The following is a 14,566-nucleotide window of genomic DNA, read 5'->3' as shown; positions in this document are numbered from 1 at the left end:
CATGGGCACCGCAACGTTGTGGCTGCTGCCCGCCTTCCCGCTCGCCGGCGCGATCCTGCTGCTCCTGCTCGGCCGGTTCGCCGACCGCTGGGGTGTGTACCTGGGCACCGCCGCGGCGGTGGCCTCGTTCGTCGTCGCCGTGGTCGCGTTCATCGGCATGCTCGGCCGATCCGACGCCGACCGCGCCATCCACGAGCAGCTGTTCGAGTGGGTGCCGGTCGGTGATCTGCAGGTCGGGTTCGGACTGCAACTCGACCAGCTCTCGGTGTGCTTCGCGCTGCTCATCACCGGCGTCGGTTCGCTGATCCACGTCTATTCGATCGGCTACATGAGCCACGATCCGGGCAAGCGCCGGTTCTTCGGCTACCTCAATCTGTTCCTGGCCGCCATGCTGGTGCTGGTCCTGGCCGACAACTACCTGGTGCTCTACCTGGGCTGGGAAGGCGTCGGTCTGGCGTCCTACCTGCTGATCGGGTTCTGGTACGAGAAGCCCTCGGCCGCAACGGCGGCCAAGAAGGCCTTCATCGTCAACCGGGTCGGTGACATGGGCCTGGCCATCGCCATGATGACAATGTTCGCCACGTTCGGATCGTTCGATTTCCGCACCGTGTTCGCGGCGTCCCCGGGCGCGAGCGAGGGCACGCTCACCGCGATCGGCCTGCTGCTGTTGCTCGCCGCGTGCGGCAAGTCGGCCCAGGTACCGCTGCAGTCCTGGCTCGGTGACGCCATGGAGGGTCCCACCCCGGTCTCGGCGCTCATCCACGCTGCCACGATGGTCACCGCGGGCGTCTACCTGATCGCCCGCTCCAACCCGATCTACGACCTCGCACCCGACGCCCGGACTGCGGTCCTCGCCGTCGGTGCGGTGACGCTGCTGTTCGGCGCGATCGTCGGCTGCGCCAAGGACGACATCAAGAAGGCGCTGGCCGCCTCGACGATGAGCCAGATCGGCTACATGATCCTGGCCGTCGGCCTCGGCCCGGCCGGCTACGCGGTCGCGATCATGCACCTGCTCACCCACGGCTTCTTCAAGGCCGGACTGTTCCTCGGTGCCGGTTCGGTGATGCACGCGATGGACGACGAGACCGATATGCGGCGCTACGGCGGTCTGCGTACCCTGCTGCCGATCACCTTCGCCACGTTCGGTCTCGGCTACCTCGCCATCATCGGGGTGCCGCCGTTCTCCGGGTTCTTCTCCAAGGACAAGATCATCGAGGCCGCGTTCGACCACGGCGGCACCACCGGAATCCTGCTCGGCGTGGTCACGCTCGTCGGCGCCGGGCTCACCGCGTTCTACATGACCCGCGTCATGTTGATGACCTTCTTCGGCGAACGCCGCTGGAAGCCCGACACCCACCCGCACGAGGCCCCCGCGGTGATGACCGGGCCGATGATCCTGCTCGCGTTCGGCTCGGTGTTCGCGGGTGGGTTGTTCGTGTGGGGTTCGTCGTTGCAGAACTGGCTCGCCCCGGTCGTCGGCTCGCACCATAGTGAGCCGGTCGTGCCCGCGGGTGTGGTCACCGGGCTGGCCCTGACCTCGGTCGCCATCGGTGTCGCGATCGCCTACCGCAAGTACGCCGAGAGCCCGGTCCCCGAGACCGCGCCCGAGCCGGTCACGGTGTTCACGACGGCCGCGCGCAAGGATCTCTACGGTGACGCGATCAACGAGGCCGCCTTCGAGCGTCCCGGCCGTCACCTCACCCGCGCGCTGGTGTTCCTCGACGCGCGCGGCATCGACGGGATCGTCAACGGCACGGCCGCGGGCATCGGCGGCCTGTCCGCACGGGTCCGGCGGATTCAGACCGGTTTCGTACGCTCCTACGCCCTGTCCATGTTCACCGGCGCGGCCCTGGTGGCCGCTGCCCTGCTGGCGGTGAGGTTCTGGTGAACTCGTTTCCCTGGCTGACGACGCTCTGGCTCGCCCCCGCGATCGGCGCGGCGGCGGTGCTCGCCGTGCCCGCCGCGCGCCGGAATGTGGCCCGCGTGCTGGCGTTGGCGGTATCGATCGGCGTGCTCGTGCTGGCGGTGAGCCTGGCGCTGCGGTTCCATCCCGGTGGCGACCAGTACCAGTTCGTCGAAGCGCACGAATGGATTCCGGCGTTCGGCGTCGGCTATACGCTCGGCCTCGACGGCATCGCCACCGTGCTGGTGCTGCTGACCGCCGTGCTGATGCCGCTGCTGATCCTGGCCGGTTGGCACGACGACACCGCGGCGGGCGACGGCCGCAAGACCGCGCACATCTACCTGGCGTTGATGCTGCTGGTCGAGTCGATGGTGCTGATCTCCTTTCTCGCCCTCGACATCCTGCTGTTCTACGTGTTCTTCGAGGCCATGCTCATCCCGATGTACTTCCTCATCGGCGGCTTCGGACCGCGCACCAGCGACGCCGCCGTGCGCGCCCAGCGCTCGCGGGCCGCGGTGAAGTTCCTGCTGTACAACCTGTTCGGCGGTCTGATCATGCTGGCGGCGGTCATTGGCCTCTACGTGCTCACCGCGCAGGCGGGCCTGGGCGACGGCGGCGCGGGCACCTTCGATCTGCGGACCGTCGTCGCCGCGGCCAACAACGGACAGCTCGGCGGCAGCACCGCGGTCGTCAACGCGCTGTTCCTCGGGTTCATGTTCGCCTTCGCGGTGAAGGCGCCGCTGTGGCCGCTGCACACCTGGCTGCCCGACGCCGCGGTCTCGGCCACACCGTCGAGCGCGGTGCTGATGATGGCGGTGGTCGACAAGGTCGGCACGTTCGGCATGCTCCGGTACTGCATTCTGCTGTTCCCGCTGGCCTCGGATACGTTCGCGCCGTTGGTGATCACCCTCGCGGTGATCGGCATCGTCTACGGTGCGCTGCTGGCCATCGGCCAGACCGATGTGATGCGGCTGATCGCCTACACCTCGATCTCGCACTTCGGGTTCATCATCCTCGGCATCTTCGCCATGACCACCCAGGCGCAAGCCGGTGCGACGCTGTACATGGTCAATCACGGACTGTCCACGGCCGCACTGTTCCTCATCGCCGGGTTCCTCGTCTCGCGGCGCGGCACCCGGATGATCGCCGAGTTCGGTGGCGTGCAGAAGGTCGCGCCGATCCTGGCGGGCACCTTCTTCATCGCCGGTCTGGCCACCCTGTCGCTGCCCGGTCTCGCGCCGTTCGTCAGCGAATTCCTGGTGCTGGTCGGCACCTTCTCCAAGTACAAGGTGGCCGCCGTCATCGCTACCGGCGCACTGGTGCTGGCCGCGATCTACGTGCTGTGGATGTACCAGCGCATGATGACCGGCCCGTTGAAGCAGGGCAACGAGCACCTGCGTGACCTGGTGCCGCGCGAACTGGCCGTGGTGGTGCCGCTGCTGGCCGCGCTGCTGGTACTCGGCTTCTACCCGAAACCGATCCTCGACCTGGTGGATCCCGCCGTGGGACACACCCTCTCGACGATCGGCAAGCACGATCCCGCTCCGACGGTTCCCGCTCCCGAAGCAGGTGCGGCCACCCCGCCCGCGGGCGGACACAAATGAGGACGGACTCCGTGACCATCAACGAGCTCGCGGCCACCCTGCCCGCACCGAGCATCGAATACCACCTGCTCGCACCGATGTTGATCGTGTTCGCGGTCGGCGTCGTCGGTGTGCTGGTCGAGGCGTTCGTGCCGCGACCGTATCGGTACCTCACGCAGCTGAGCCTTGGGCTGGCCGGTGTGGTCGGCGCGCTGGTCACTGTCGTGCTGCTCGCGGGGACGACGGGCACCGCGGTGGCCGGCGCGGTCGCCGTCGACGGGGTCACGCTGTTCCTGCAGGGCACGATCCTGGCGGTCGCGGTACTCGGTCTGCTGCTGATCGCCGAGCGTGGCGCGGTGCCCCGGGCCCGCAGCGGACCGGGCACCTGGAGCCGGGCGGCCGCCGTGCTCGATCGTGGCGTCGACGCGTTCACCCCGCAGGCGTCCGCGGTCCCGGGGAGCGCGCACGAGCTCGCCGCCGTGCGGGCGGGGGTGTCGACGACCGAGGTGTTCCCGCTGACCATGCTCGCGGTCGGCGGTCTGCTGCTGTTCCCCGCGTCGAACGATCTGCTGACGATGTTCGTCGCGCTGGAAGTGCTGTCGCTGCCGCTGTATCTGCTGTGCGGGCTGGCGCGGCGCAGGCGCCTGCTCTCGCAGGAGGCGGCGCTGAAGTACTTCCTGCTCGGCGCGTTCTCCTCCGCGTTCTTCCTCTACGGCGTCGCCCTGCTGTACGGGCAGACCGGGACGGTGTCGCTGCCGGGTATCGGTGCGGCGCTGGACAAACAGCCCGAGAACGCGACGCTGGCCCTGCTCGGTATCGGGATGCTGGCCGTCGGCCTGCTGTTCAAGATCGGCGCGGTCCCGTTCCAGGCGTGGGTGCCCGATGTCTACCAGGGCGCCCCGACGCCGATCACCGCCTTTATGGCCGCGGCCACCAAGATCGCGGCGGTGGGCGCGACCATGCGGGTGCTGATGGTGGCCGTCGGTGCGCTGCGCGACGATTGGCGACCGGTCCTGGCCGCGGTCGCGGTGGCAACGATGGTCGTCGGCGCGGTCATGGCGATCACCCAGACCGATGTGAAGCGGATGCTGGCGTACTCCTCGATCGCGCACGCGGGTTTCCTGCTGGTCGGGCTCGTCGCCGCCGACGACGCCGGTGTCGCCGCGGTCCTGTTCTATCTGCTGGCCTACGGTCTGGGGACGGTAGGCGCGTTCGCGGTCGTGAGTCTCGTGCGGGATTCCTCCGGTGACGAGGCCACCCAGCTGTCACAGTGGGCGGGCTTGGGCCGCCGGTCCCCGTGGCTGGCCTCGGTGTTCGCGCTGCTGCTGCTCTCGTTCGCTGGCCTGCCGCTGACCAGCGGTTTCGTCAGCAAGTTCGCGGTGTTCGCCGCCGCGTCGGGCGCGGGGTACACGTTCCTGGTGATCGTCGGCGTCCTGTGCAGCGCGATCGCGGCGTTCTTCTACATCCGGGTGATCGTGCTGATGTTCTTCACCGACCCACCGGCCGATGCCCCGACCGTCACCGCCCCGTTCGCGACGACCCTGGTGGTGGCGTTCAGCGCGGGAGCCACGCTCATCCTCGGTGTCTTCCCGCAGCCGCTGCTCGACCTGGCCGATCGCGCCGCGGTCTTCCTGCGCTGACATGAGTTCGTTCGCCGACGACCCGCTGCCCGACCGGCTGCCGACCAGTCACGAGCGGCAGTCGGGTCGATCGTGGGACGCGTCCTATCGCGACGGACCCGCGCCGTGGGACATCGGTCAGCCGCAACCGGCGGTGGTGCGGTTGGCCGTGGCGGGCGGTTTCGCCGGCGACGTGCTCGACGTGGGCTGCGGCACCGGTGACAACGCGCTCCACCTCGCCGCGCTCGGGTTTCCGGTGCACGGGGTCGACGTGGCGGCGACGGCGGTGGCGATCGCCCGGCGCACCGCCGAGAACCGTGGCCTCGCAGCCACCTTCGACGTGGCCGACGCGCTCCACCTGGAACGGCTGGAGCGCCGGTTCCGGACCGTGCTGGACAGCGGACTGTTCCATACCTTCGACCGCACCGAACAAGCCGTCTACGCCAGGAGTCTCGGCGCGGTCGTCGCCCCGGGCGGGACCCTGTACGTGCTGTGCTTCGCCGACTTCGGTGTCGACCCCGGACCGCACCCGGTCAGCCGGGCCGAGCTCACCGCGGCCTTCGATCCGGCCGAATGGGAGATCGCCGCCATCGACGAGGAGAGCCTGCGCACCCGGTTCAGCGAGTCCACTCCCGCCTGGCTGGCGACCGTCCACCGCAGGTAACGTGACAGGGTGCCGCGACGCCCCGGGATCCGAATCGCCGTGTCCGCGATGCTGACCGGTGTCGGTGTCCTCGTCGCGGCCTGCGGACAGTCCGTGTCCGGGACACCGATCCCCCAGGCCGATGGCGCCGCGGCCTGTCCCACGATGGTGCTGTTCGTCCTGGATGTCTCGCTGTCCATGGAAGCCACCGATGTCGCGCCGAGTCGATGGACCGTCGCACGGCGCGCGGCGACGGATTTCGCGTACCGGCAGCCCGCTCGAACGACCCTGGGGTTGGTCACTTTTGCAGGCACTGCCTCGGTGCAGGTGCTGCCGACGACCGACCGTGGCGCGTTCACCGACGCGCTCGCCGAGCTCGCCGACGGCGAGTTCCACTCCGCGGCCAGTCTTCCCGAGCTCGATGCCGCGCTGACCAGCCTTACCTGCCACCCGTAGCGGATCGCTCGCCGCGACTCATTGCCGTCGGTACAGCCGCCCATGGCTGCGGAACCATGTGACACTCCCGTCCGTTCCGCGCACGAAATCCGATCGGGTGCCCACCGGTTCGAGGTCGGCGTCGAGGTCGAGGCCGTAGTCGGGCTTGTAGAAGGCGAGGCCCGATGTCGGTGGCCAGCCGGGTGGGGTGCTCGCGTCCGGGCTGTCGACCGTCGTGCCGATCAGTCGCCCGTCACCGCTGCGGAAGTCGATGACCGCGTGGTCCCACGCGCCCGTCTCGGTGATCAGGTCGGCGACGTAGCGCCCTTCGTACGGCGCGAGCTCAGCGGCACCGAGCCGCTGCGGTGTCGCGGGGAGGTTGCTGAGGCCGGCGAAGGTCCGCAGCGACCAGTCGTCGGCGAAGAGTTCGGACAGCAGGTGCCCTCCCCCTTCGGAATTCGTGAGCACGGTCATCGCGAAATCGCGCGATGGCACCAGGAAGAATCCCGATCGCTGTCCCGACCAGGTCCCGCCGTGCTGAACGATCGTCTCGTTCTCCGCGGACGGCCGCAGCATCCAGGCCACACCCATTCCGGTGAGCTCGACCTGCAGGGTGCCGCCCGCCCCCGGGTCCGAGCGCATGGCGATCAGCGCCTGCTCGCTCATCAGCCCGGTGCCGTCGCCGAGGTGGAATCTCGCGTACCGCAGCTGATCACGGGCGGTGGAGATCAGCGAGCCGGTCGGGTTGCAGCTACGCGGGAAGTGCCAGAAGCCGGTGTCGACGACGGCCTTCTCGCCGACGACATCGTGCGAGGCCGCGACGTTGAGTCCGATGATCTGGTCGGAGAAGAACCGGGTGTTGGTGAGGGCGAGCGGGTCCAGCAGCAGGTTCTGCACGGCGGTCTCGTATGTCGCTCCGGTGACCACTTCGATGATCCGCCCGGCCACCACCAGTCCCGCGTTGTTGTAGGCGAAGACGGCACCCGGTGGGGTCAGTTGCGGGAGCCGGGTCATCGCCGCGACGTACCGGGCGATGGCATCGTCGCCGCGCCCGAAGTCCTGGACGAAGTCGCCGAGCCATCCGGAGGTGTGGTCGAGCAGTTGTCGCACCGTGACGGTGGCGCCGGCGTCCGGGTCGGCGACCGCGAAGTCCGGCAGGTAGCGGCGCACCGGTGCGTCGAGTTCGACTCTGCCCTCGTCGACCAGCCGCATCATCGCGGTTCCGGTGAACGTCTTCGTCGTGGAGCCGATCCGGAACAGTGTGTCGCCGTCGACGGGGACCGGCCGGTCCACATTGGTGACCCCGTACCCCTTGATGTATTCCTCGCCGTCGGTCAGCACACCGACCGCGACGCCCGGAATCCGATACGCCCGCATGGCCGTCTCGATCTTGGCGTCGAGTTCGGCGAACGCGGCTGCCCTTCCGGCCGGGGTGCTCGTCGCGAGCGTGTTCGTCGGCTGGTCCGACGAGCAGGCCTGCAGTCCGAGGATCGCCAGCCCGGCGACCGCACCGCCCAGCACCGATCGCCGCGACACCACCGGGGACATGGTGGTCATGGCCCTGGTGGACGGATGTCGTATGCGGGTGGTCGAGTGGTGTCCGCGCAGCTCGTGTCCGGATTGCCCGGGTTGTCGAAGAACGAGGCGATGATCTCGGCGCCGCACGGCTCGGCGTACACGCCGTGGGCGGCTCCGGCGACGACCACGACGGTGGATCGCGACAGGTTCTTCGCGATGTAGTCTCCCCACACCGCGCCGGTCTGCCCGTCATAGCTGCCCGACAGCACCAGCGAGGGAACGTCGCTCGTGGTGGTGTCACGAATCGAGTCGGGAGCCTTCGGCACGTTCCACGCCGCGCACCCTTCGCGCAGGAACGGCAGTTGCGGCGCCTGGGCCAGCACGGAGTCGGGGAATTCGGGGAAGGCCGCGTTCGCCGCGGCCAGTTGATCCTCGACGGTCTCGAACGGGACCCATTCGCGGCACCAGATGCTCAGCGTCAGACCCCACGCCAGGAAGCCGACCTTGTCCGGATTGGTCCACGCCGCGGCCCACTGGCTCGCGACGAGGTCCGGATTCCCGTGGGCGAGTTCGTCGATCGCCGCTGGGAAGTCGGCGGGCAGGTGGGTGGCCACGGGAACGAACCAGTTCAGCAGCATGCCACCGTCGATGACCACCGTCGTGGGGCCGACGCCGGGAACATCGACCGTCGTGGTGAGGGGATTCGCCTCGAGATCGCCGACGAGCCGGAGGAATGTCGCTTCCAGGTCGGGGTAGCGCTGCGCGCAGGCCGGTTGCGCCGCGCAGGCCTCGATCATGTTGTCGAACGCTTCCTCGGCGCTGGCCCAGGTCCAGCCCAGCGCGGCGACCGAGGGCGGGGTGACCCCGTCGAAGGCGATCGAGGCGATGGCGTCGGCGTCGTGGCGCAGATAGATGAGGGCGAGGTCGGTGCCGTAGGAATGGGAGAACACATTCCACTTCGCGATGCCGAGGGCCTTTCTGAGGTCGATCAGGTCGTAGGTGCTCTCGGTCGAGTTGAATGCCGACAGGTCGGTGGTGGGGGCGAGGCGGTCGTGGCATTCCCGCACCGCGGCCACGTACTCCGCACCGGTGGACGGCGCGTTGTACGGCAATCCGACCCGGCGGGCGTAGAACCGGTCGATCTCCGGGCAGGCCATCGGCGTGCTCGACGTCAGGTTGCCCCGCTGCCCCATCAGGATCAGGTCGCGCGTGCGGTTCAGTGGGTAGTCGGGGTTGATCGGGGGATCCGCGATCGCGTCCTGCCCGGGGCCGCCCATCAGGAACACCAGCGGATCCGAGGTCGGAGGCTGAATCTGCGACGGAATCACCGCGACCGCCAGGCGCAGGGTCGCGCCGTTCGGCTCAGAGCGGTTCACGGGCACCACCAGCTCCCCGCAGCGCGCCCCGTCCAGGATCGGCACCGGATGTGGTGTCGTCGCGCAGGGCCCGTCGAGGAATTCCGCCGGTGGAGCGGCCACCGTCGATGGCGCGCCCGCATCGGGCGGGGTGTTCGGCGTACCGCACGCCGCGCCGACGAGCAGTAGCACGAACGCGTAGACCGCGAGCTGGTTCCTATACCGCATTTCGATCACCCGACCATGTGGATGCCCGGAAGAATCGGGGCGGATATCGCCACCGGATCAATCGTCACACACATCGCGTGTCACCGGAAGATCATCTGACCGCGCACCGCGATAGGGCCACCTTTTCGGCGTCAGGGTCGTGGCGGGAGAATGTCGAACGGCGGTGGCTCCGTTTCCTCGACACAACGAGTATCGGGACGCTCGGGATTGTCGAAGAAGGAGGCGATCACCGCGGCTCCGCAGGGGTCGGCGTACAAGCCGTGGGCGGCTCCGGGTACCACGACGACGGTGGACCGCGAGAAATTCTGCGCGATCTCGGCTCCCCATCGCGCGCTGGTCTGAGCGTCGAAACTGCCCGACAGCACAAGCGCGGGAATATCGCTGGTGACCACCGCACGCGCGGACTCCGGGCCCGCCGGGACATCCCACACCGCGCACGCTTCCCGGATGAACGGCAGCTGCGGAGTGTGCGCCTGTACCGACGCCGGGAATTCCGGGAACGATTCCCGCGCCTGGCGAAGCTGTTCCGCCGGGGTTTCGAACGGGACCCATTCCTGGCACACGACACTCAGCAGCAGGCCCCAGGCCAGGACACCGGCCTGGTCGGCATTCGACCAGATCTCGGCCCAGCGCGCGGCGATCGGCTGTGGATTCCCGTGGTCGAGTTCGTCGAGCCCGGCGGCGAACTCGGTGGGGAAATGCGTGGCCGACACCGCCCAGTTCAGCAGCGCGCCGCCGTCGAGGACCACCTGCGTCGCACCGATCCCGGGGACGTCGACGGTGGTGGTGACGGGATTCGCCGCGAGTTCGCCGACCAGCCTGGTGAACGTCGCGCCCAGGTCGGGATAGCGCTGCAGGCAGGCGGGCTGTGCCGCACACGCCGCGATCATCGTGTCGATCCCTTCCCGGGCGCTGGTCCCCAGAATCGAGACGTCGACGGCGGAGTTCGGGAGTACGCCGTCGAACGCGATCGATCGGACAGCGCGAGCATCGTGCGCCAGGTAGCTGAGCGCGAGCTGGGTACCGTACGAGTGGGAATACACATTCCACGTATCGATACCGAGCGCCTTTCGCAGGTCTATCACGTCGTAGACGCTCTCGTTCGTGTTGAATGCCGCCAGGTCCACGTCGGCGGAAAGCCGGTCGCGGCACGCCCGGACCGCCTGCACGTACTGTTCGCCGGTGGTGGGAGCGTCGTACAGCAGGCCGACTCGGCGGGCGTAGAAATCGTAGATTTCCGGACAGGTCAATGCCGGCGTCGACGAGGGAGTGCCGCGCTGGGACAGCAGGATCAGATCGCGGTCGCGATTCAGCACGATATCCTCCGGAATCGGTGGGTTCGTGACGCCGTCCTGGCCGGGTCCGCCCATGAGGAAGACCAGCGGATCCGAGGTCGGCGGCTGAATTCGCGACGGAACAACGGCTACCGCCAAGCGCAGTGTCGCGCCGTTTTCTTCGGCGCGGTCGGCGGGCACGATCAATTCCCCGCAGTGCGCCCCGTCCAGGATCGGTACCGGATGTGAGGTGGTCGCGCAGGGACCATCGACGAATTCCGGCGGCGGATTAGCCACCGTGGTCGGCGGTGAGCCGTCCTTGGTCGGCCTGGCACAGGCGGTGCCGAGGAGAAGCAAGACGAGCGCGTACATCGCGAACTGGTTCACCGACCGCATATCGATCACCCGATTGCGTGAATGCTCCGAATAGCGTCCATCGTCGCACAGGTGGAAACGGCCCGAAAGGCCCTCCGTGTGCCCGCGCTCAAGCGTCCGGTCATCCAGGAGCTGGGTCAGCAGCGTGGTCAGCTGCGCGCGTTCGGCGGCCGACAACGGGGCGAGCAGTTCGTCCTGGCATGCGGCGAGCTGCTTCTCCAGGCGCCGGAGCTGACGTGTGCCCGCAGCGGTCAGGGAGATGATGTTGCGGCGCCGGTCGTCGGGATCGGGTCGCGCTCGACGAGATCGTTGTCGGCCAGGTCGTTGATCGTCGCGACCATGTCGCTGACGTGGATGCCGCTGCGCCTGCCCAGTTCGGCCTGACTGGCCGGACCGAACTCCGCCAGCGTGGCCAGCAGCCGGTAGTGGTAGCCGCGGGCGCCGAAGCCGCGAACCCATCGGACACCAGGCGATGCGCGTGCGAGATCGAGGGCCAGAACATCCACTTCGTCCACGTCCGGTCACCGAAGCCGGATGCGCTCGCCCTCGTCCTCACGCACGGCTGGCCCGGGTCGTTCCTCGAGTTCCTCGAGGTGATCGAGCCACTGTCCCGCGATTTCCATCTGGTGATCCCGTCGATTCCGGGCTACGGCTTCTCAGGTCCCACCCACGAGCGCGGCTGGATGTCACCCGGATCGCGCGTGCCTGGGCCGAGCTCATGCACCGGCTCGGCTACGAGCGCTACGGCGCGCAGGGCGGCGACTTCGGTTCGGGCGTCTCCCAGGCGCTGCAGGCCGCCACGCCACAGACCATCGGCTACACGCTCGCCGACTCCCCTGTCGGCCAGCTCGCCTGGATCGCCGAACGCTTCGCGCAGTGGACCGACCCGCGCTCCCCCATCGACGACGACCGAATGCTCACCGATATCTCGCTGTACTGGCTCACCGCCACCGCGGCGTCCTCGGCACGACTGCACCGTGAGACCACGCGCGGGGTCACGCCGTGCCCGGTCCCGCTCGGTGTCGCGGTGTTCCCCCGCGACATCACCCAGTCGGTGCGACCACCGGCCGAGCGGCTCTACGACATCCGGCACTGGTCGGAATTCGATCGCGGCGGCCACTTCGCGGCGATGGAAGTGCCCGAGCTGCCGGCCGAGGACATCCGGACGTTCTTCCTGGGCATGCTCGACGACCAGCTCGTCGATCAGGGGCGTTCGGTGGGTATTTCGCCGTAGAGCTGGCGGGCGCGGGTCGTCAGCAGCGGGAGCAGGATGGTGCGCCAGGTCGGCAGGTGAACCGCTTCCGAGGTGCCTTCGACGACGAAGGACAGCTCGGGAACGGCATCGGGATCGTCGAGCTCGACGCCCGCCACGAGGGCGAACTCGTCGCGCAGCAGCACGGCGAACTCCGTCGCGGTCGCGGGCGGCGCGGCCGCACAAACTCTGTCCCGCACCGCATTCCACGCGACCGGATCCGCGGGCGAACCCCACTGGCGCGGTCGCTTGTCGAAGAGCCGGGCGATGTCGGCAGTCTCTGGCACGCGCCGAATCCTACCGAGGAGCGGTGCGGTGACGGTCGGCGCCGATGCTGCCGACGAGGAGGTCGGCGAGTGCGTCGATCGCGTCGCCGGCGGTGGTGGTGCCCCGATTGAGTTCGGCGCCCAGGGTTTCCGCGGCACCCAGGACGGCGACGCAGCGCAGCCGCAGCGCGGTGTCGGTGAGATCCGAATACGGCAGCAGCGTGGTGGCCATCCAGTCGCGGTAGCTGTCGAGCATGGCGTGCTGGATCGCCAGCACCTCCGGATTGCCTTTCAGCGCCGCCGAGATCGCGTCGAATTCGGGCATGTCGGTGGCACAGGCGAAGTAGGCGGCGCTCATCACGCGCGCGATCTCCTTCGCGTCGGCCGGGGCCGCGAGGACGGCCTGTTCGGCGGCGAGCCGGTGCCGTTCGTCGAGTCGCCGGTACAGGGCGAGCAGCAGGTCGGGGCGGGTGCCGAAGTGGTCGTAGACGATCGGCCTGCTCACGCCAGCGGCCTCGGCGAGCGTGACGAGGGTGAGCCCGTCGGTGCCGTGGTCGCGCACCATCGCCAGCGCGGTGTCGAGCAGCTGCTCGCGCCGGGCCGCCTTGGGCATGCGGGCCGTCCTGCCTTGCGTCATGGAAACAGTTTAGCTACAAAGAGTAGGTTACAAAATGTAGCTTGTGTGGCGAGAGGAAAACACCATGTCGACTGCACCATCCGTCCTGATCCTTGGCGGTTCCGGACAGGCGGGATCGGACACGGCCGCGCTGCTGCGGCGCTGGCATCCGACCCTGCCGCTGACGATCGCCGGCCGCGATCTCGACCGCGCCCAGCGGGTCGCCGACGACCTCGGCACCGCCACGGCGGTCACGATCGACCTGCGCCGCCGTGACCTGGGCCTGCCGACCGACGCCACCTTCGCGGCGGTGGTCGCCACCCTATGGGACGACCGGCTCAACGGCCTCGGCTACGCCCAGGAGCACGGGCTGCCCTACCTCAGCATCTCGAGCGGCCTGCTCGACATCGGGCCCGAAGTCGTCACCGGCGCCCGACGGGCAAGCGTCGCACCGATTCTGGTCGCGAGTCACCTGCTCGCCGGACTCGCCACGCTCGCCGCCCTGGCGGCCGCGCGCGAGTTCGACCGGATCGACAGCGTCCGGCTCGGCGCGATCCTGGACGAGACGGATACCGGTGGGCCCGCGGGGATCGCCGACCTGGAACGGTGGTCGGCGGTGACCGCGGCGGGCCTGGTGCGCCGCGACGGGGTCTTCACCTGGCTGGCCGCCGAGGACGCGCAGGTCGACGTGCCCGCCGTGGACGGCTCCCGGCTGGCCGGACAGAGCGTTCCCGTCCTCGATGTGCCGAGCCTGGCGCTGGCGACCGGAGCACCGGATGTCCGGGTGGATCTCGCGGTCGGTGAATCGCCGGGCCGGCGCCGGGGCGACGCGGCCTCGATCGAGATCCGCATCGAACTGGACGGCGCCGACGCGACGGGATCGCCGCTGCGCAGGCACCGCTACCTGGTCCATCCCGCGGGCCAGCGACCGCTCACCGCCCTCGGTATCGCCCTCGGTGTCGAGCGGCTGATCGGCCTGCGCGGTGACCCGGTGGCCCCGGGGACCCATACCCCGGAGGCGCTGATCGACCCCGGCTACGCCGCGCGGCGGATGACCGAGGTCGGCGCCGTCTTCGTCGACGCGTAGCCGCGAACTACAGCACGGCCTGCGTCTGGGTGGTCTTGCCGACGAGTTTGCCCGCGTCGTCGTGGATCTCGGTCTCCACCACGATGAAGCTGCGGCCCGCGTGCAGGGGACGCGCGGTGGCCACGGCATAGCCGGAGCGCACCGCGCGCACGAAGTTCGTCTTCGATTCCACGGTCGTGGTGCCCTGCTTGCCCTCGGGCAGGTTGAGGAACGCGCAGACCGCGCCGGTGGCATCGGCCAGCGACATCAGCACGCCGCCGTGCAGCGCGCCGCCGAGCGTGCACAGGGACTCGTCCCAGGCCAGCCTGCTGCGCACCACCTCCGGCCCGTGTTCGAGGACCTCGACGCCGAGTCGCTCGGTGAACGGCATGGAGGCGTGGAACAGTGTCGTGCCCTCGGTATCGGTCATGAT

The 14,566-nt window shown here is 69.1% G+C and carries 14 protein-coding genes and 1 pseudogene; 8 read left to right on the top strand and 7 right to left on the bottom strand.

Going from position 1 to position 14,566, the window contains the following annotated elements; translation table 11 throughout:
* Position 1 precedes the first annotated feature (1 nt).
* From nuoL to AB0L91_RS19145, 5 genes are read left to right on the top strand one after another with little or no spacing between them, the layout of a single operon-like run.
* Positions 2–1,888 (top strand): NADH-quinone oxidoreductase subunit L, encoded by a 1,887-nt coding sequence (gene nuoL / locus AB0L91_RS19165; protein ID WP_365011709.1) that lies wholly within the window; start codon positions 2–4, stop codon positions 1,886–1,888.
* A complete protein-coding gene (locus tag AB0L91_RS19160) occupies positions 1,885–3,507 on the top strand; it encodes an NADH-quinone oxidoreductase subunit M (protein ID WP_365011708.1) in 1,623 nt (540 codons plus the stop codon). The genes nuoL and AB0L91_RS19160 overlap by 4 nt, the downstream gene beginning before the upstream one ends.
* Positions 3,504–5,126 (top strand): NADH-quinone oxidoreductase subunit NuoN, encoded by a 1,623-nt coding sequence (nuoN, locus tag AB0L91_RS19155; RefSeq protein ID WP_365011706.1) that lies wholly within the window; start codon positions 3,504–3,506, stop codon positions 5,124–5,126. Before AB0L91_RS19160 ends, nuoN begins: the two co-directional genes overlap by 4 nt.
* A gap of 1 nt (position 5,127) precedes the next feature.
* Positions 5,128–5,769, top strand: coding sequence for a class I SAM-dependent methyltransferase (locus tag AB0L91_RS19150; protein WP_365011704.1), 642 nt, complete (start codon positions 5,128–5,130; stop codon positions 5,767–5,769).
* 9 nt (positions 5,770–5,778) lie between these two features.
* Entirely contained in the window at positions 5,779–6,204 is a 426-nt protein-coding gene (locus tag AB0L91_RS19145) for a VWA domain-containing protein (protein WP_365011703.1), read from the top strand.
* Positions 6,205–6,222: 18 nt separating this feature from the next.
* Here the strand turns inward: AB0L91_RS19145 and AB0L91_RS19140 are convergent, their stop codons facing one another.
* The 4 genes from AB0L91_RS19140 to AB0L91_RS19125 all read right to left on the bottom strand — a co-directional run bounded on the left by AB0L91_RS19140 (position 6,223) and on the right by AB0L91_RS19125 (position 11,448).
* Positions 6,223–7,740, bottom strand: coding sequence for a serine hydrolase domain-containing protein (locus tag AB0L91_RS19140; RefSeq protein ID WP_365011701.1), 1,518 nt, complete (start codon positions 7,738–7,740; stop codon positions 6,223–6,225).
* On the bottom strand, positions 7,737–9,284 hold the full coding sequence (locus AB0L91_RS19135; protein WP_365011700.1) for an alpha/beta fold hydrolase: 1,548 nt from the start codon (positions 9,282–9,284) through the stop codon (positions 7,737–7,739). Before AB0L91_RS19135 ends, AB0L91_RS19140 begins: the two co-directional genes overlap by 4 nt.
* Before the next feature lie 131 nt (positions 9,285–9,415).
* The gene (locus AB0L91_RS19130; protein WP_365011699.1) at positions 9,416–10,954 is read right to left on the bottom strand and encodes an alpha/beta fold hydrolase; all 1,539 of its coding nucleotides are present in this window, start codon (positions 10,952–10,954) and stop codon (positions 9,416–9,418) included.
* Between the two features lie 230 nt (positions 10,955–11,184).
* Positions 11,185–11,448, bottom strand: a complete 264-nt coding sequence (locus tag AB0L91_RS19125; protein ID WP_365011697.1) for a MarR family transcriptional regulator — start codon at positions 11,446–11,448, stop codon at positions 11,185–11,187.
* Between AB0L91_RS19125 and AB0L91_RS19120 the strand changes: the two are divergent.
* Together AB0L91_RS19120 and AB0L91_RS19115 are read left to right on the top strand one after the other, a co-directional pair.
* A pseudogene (locus AB0L91_RS19120) lies at positions 11,359–11,547 on the top strand (epoxide hydrolase N-terminal domain-containing protein); the annotation flags it as partial. The gene AB0L91_RS19125 and the pseudogene AB0L91_RS19120 sit on opposite strands and share 90 nt — an antisense overlap.
* 104 nt (positions 11,548–11,651) lie before the next feature.
* A complete protein-coding gene (locus AB0L91_RS19115) occupies positions 11,652–12,167 on the top strand; it encodes a hypothetical protein (RefSeq protein ID WP_365011696.1) in 516 nt (171 codons plus the stop codon).
* Here AB0L91_RS19115 and AB0L91_RS19110 read toward each other — a convergent pair.
* Both AB0L91_RS19110 and AB0L91_RS19105 read right to left on the bottom strand, forming a co-directional pair.
* Positions 12,137–12,472, bottom strand: coding sequence for a hypothetical protein (locus AB0L91_RS19110; protein ID WP_365011694.1), 336 nt, complete (start codon positions 12,470–12,472; stop codon positions 12,137–12,139). The genes AB0L91_RS19115 and AB0L91_RS19110 overlap by 31 nt on opposite strands.
* A 10-nt stretch (positions 12,473–12,482) precedes the next feature.
* Positions 12,483–13,088, bottom strand: a complete 606-nt coding sequence (locus tag AB0L91_RS19105; RefSeq protein WP_365011692.1) for a TetR/AcrR family transcriptional regulator — start codon at positions 13,086–13,088, stop codon at positions 12,483–12,485.
* A gap of 64 nt (positions 13,089–13,152) precedes the next feature.
* Between AB0L91_RS19105 and AB0L91_RS19100 the strand changes: the two genes are divergently transcribed.
* The gene (locus tag AB0L91_RS19100; RefSeq protein ID WP_365011691.1) at positions 13,153–14,154 is read left to right on the top strand and encodes a saccharopine dehydrogenase; all 1,002 of its coding nucleotides are present in this window, start codon (positions 13,153–13,155) and stop codon (positions 14,152–14,154) included.
* A 7-nt stretch (positions 14,155–14,161) separates the two neighbouring features.
* Here the strand turns inward: AB0L91_RS19100 and AB0L91_RS19095 are convergent, their stop codons facing one another.
* The gene (locus AB0L91_RS19095; protein WP_355272023.1) at positions 14,162–14,563 is read right to left on the bottom strand and encodes a PaaI family thioesterase; all 402 of its coding nucleotides are present in this window, start codon (positions 14,561–14,563) and stop codon (positions 14,162–14,164) included.
* Positions 14,564–14,566: the final 3 nt, after the last annotated feature.

It is taken from the genome of Nocardia sp. NPDC051833, from assembly GCF_040681225.1.
Classification (GTDB): Bacteria; Actinomycetota; Actinomycetes; order Mycobacteriales; family Mycobacteriaceae; genus Nocardia.
Note: the sequence above shows the minus strand (reverse complement) of the source record. Positions and strands in the feature narration are given on the sequence as shown.

Coding starts and splice junctions, on each gene's coding strand:
- nuoL (WP_365011709.1), top strand. CDS start 2: ATGGGCACCGCAACGTTGTGGCTGCTGCCCGCCTTCCCGCTCGCCGGC.
- nuoN (WP_365011706.1), top strand. CDS start 3,504: ATGAGGACGGACTCCGTGACCATCAACGAGCTCGCGGCCACCCTGCCC.
- AB0L91_RS19150 (WP_365011704.1), top strand. CDS start 5,128: ATGAGTTCGTTCGCCGACGACCCGCTGCCCGACCGGCTGCCGACCAGT.
- AB0L91_RS19140 (WP_365011701.1), bottom strand. CDS start 7,740: ATGACCACCATGTCCCCGGTGGTGTCGCGGCGATCGGTGCTGGGCGGT.
- AB0L91_RS19135 (WP_365011700.1), bottom strand. CDS start 9,284: ATGCGGTATAGGAACCAGCTCGCGGTCTACGCGTTCGTGCTACTGCTC.
- AB0L91_RS19130 (WP_365011699.1), bottom strand. CDS start 10,954: ATGCGGTCGGTGAACCAGTTCGCGATGTACGCGCTCGTCTTGCTTCTC.
- AB0L91_RS19115 (WP_365011696.1), top strand. CDS start 11,652: ATGCACCGGCTCGGCTACGAGCGCTACGGCGCGCAGGGCGGCGACTTC.
- AB0L91_RS19105 (WP_365011692.1), bottom strand. CDS start 13,088: ATGACGCAAGGCAGGACGGCCCGCATGCCCAAGGCGGCCCGGCGCGAG.
- AB0L91_RS19100 (WP_365011691.1), top strand. CDS start 13,153: ATGTCGACTGCACCATCCGTCCTGATCCTTGGCGGTTCCGGACAGGCG.
- AB0L91_RS19095 (WP_355272023.1), bottom strand. CDS start 14,563: ATGACCGATACCGAGGGCACGACACTGTTCCACGCCTCCATGCCGTTC.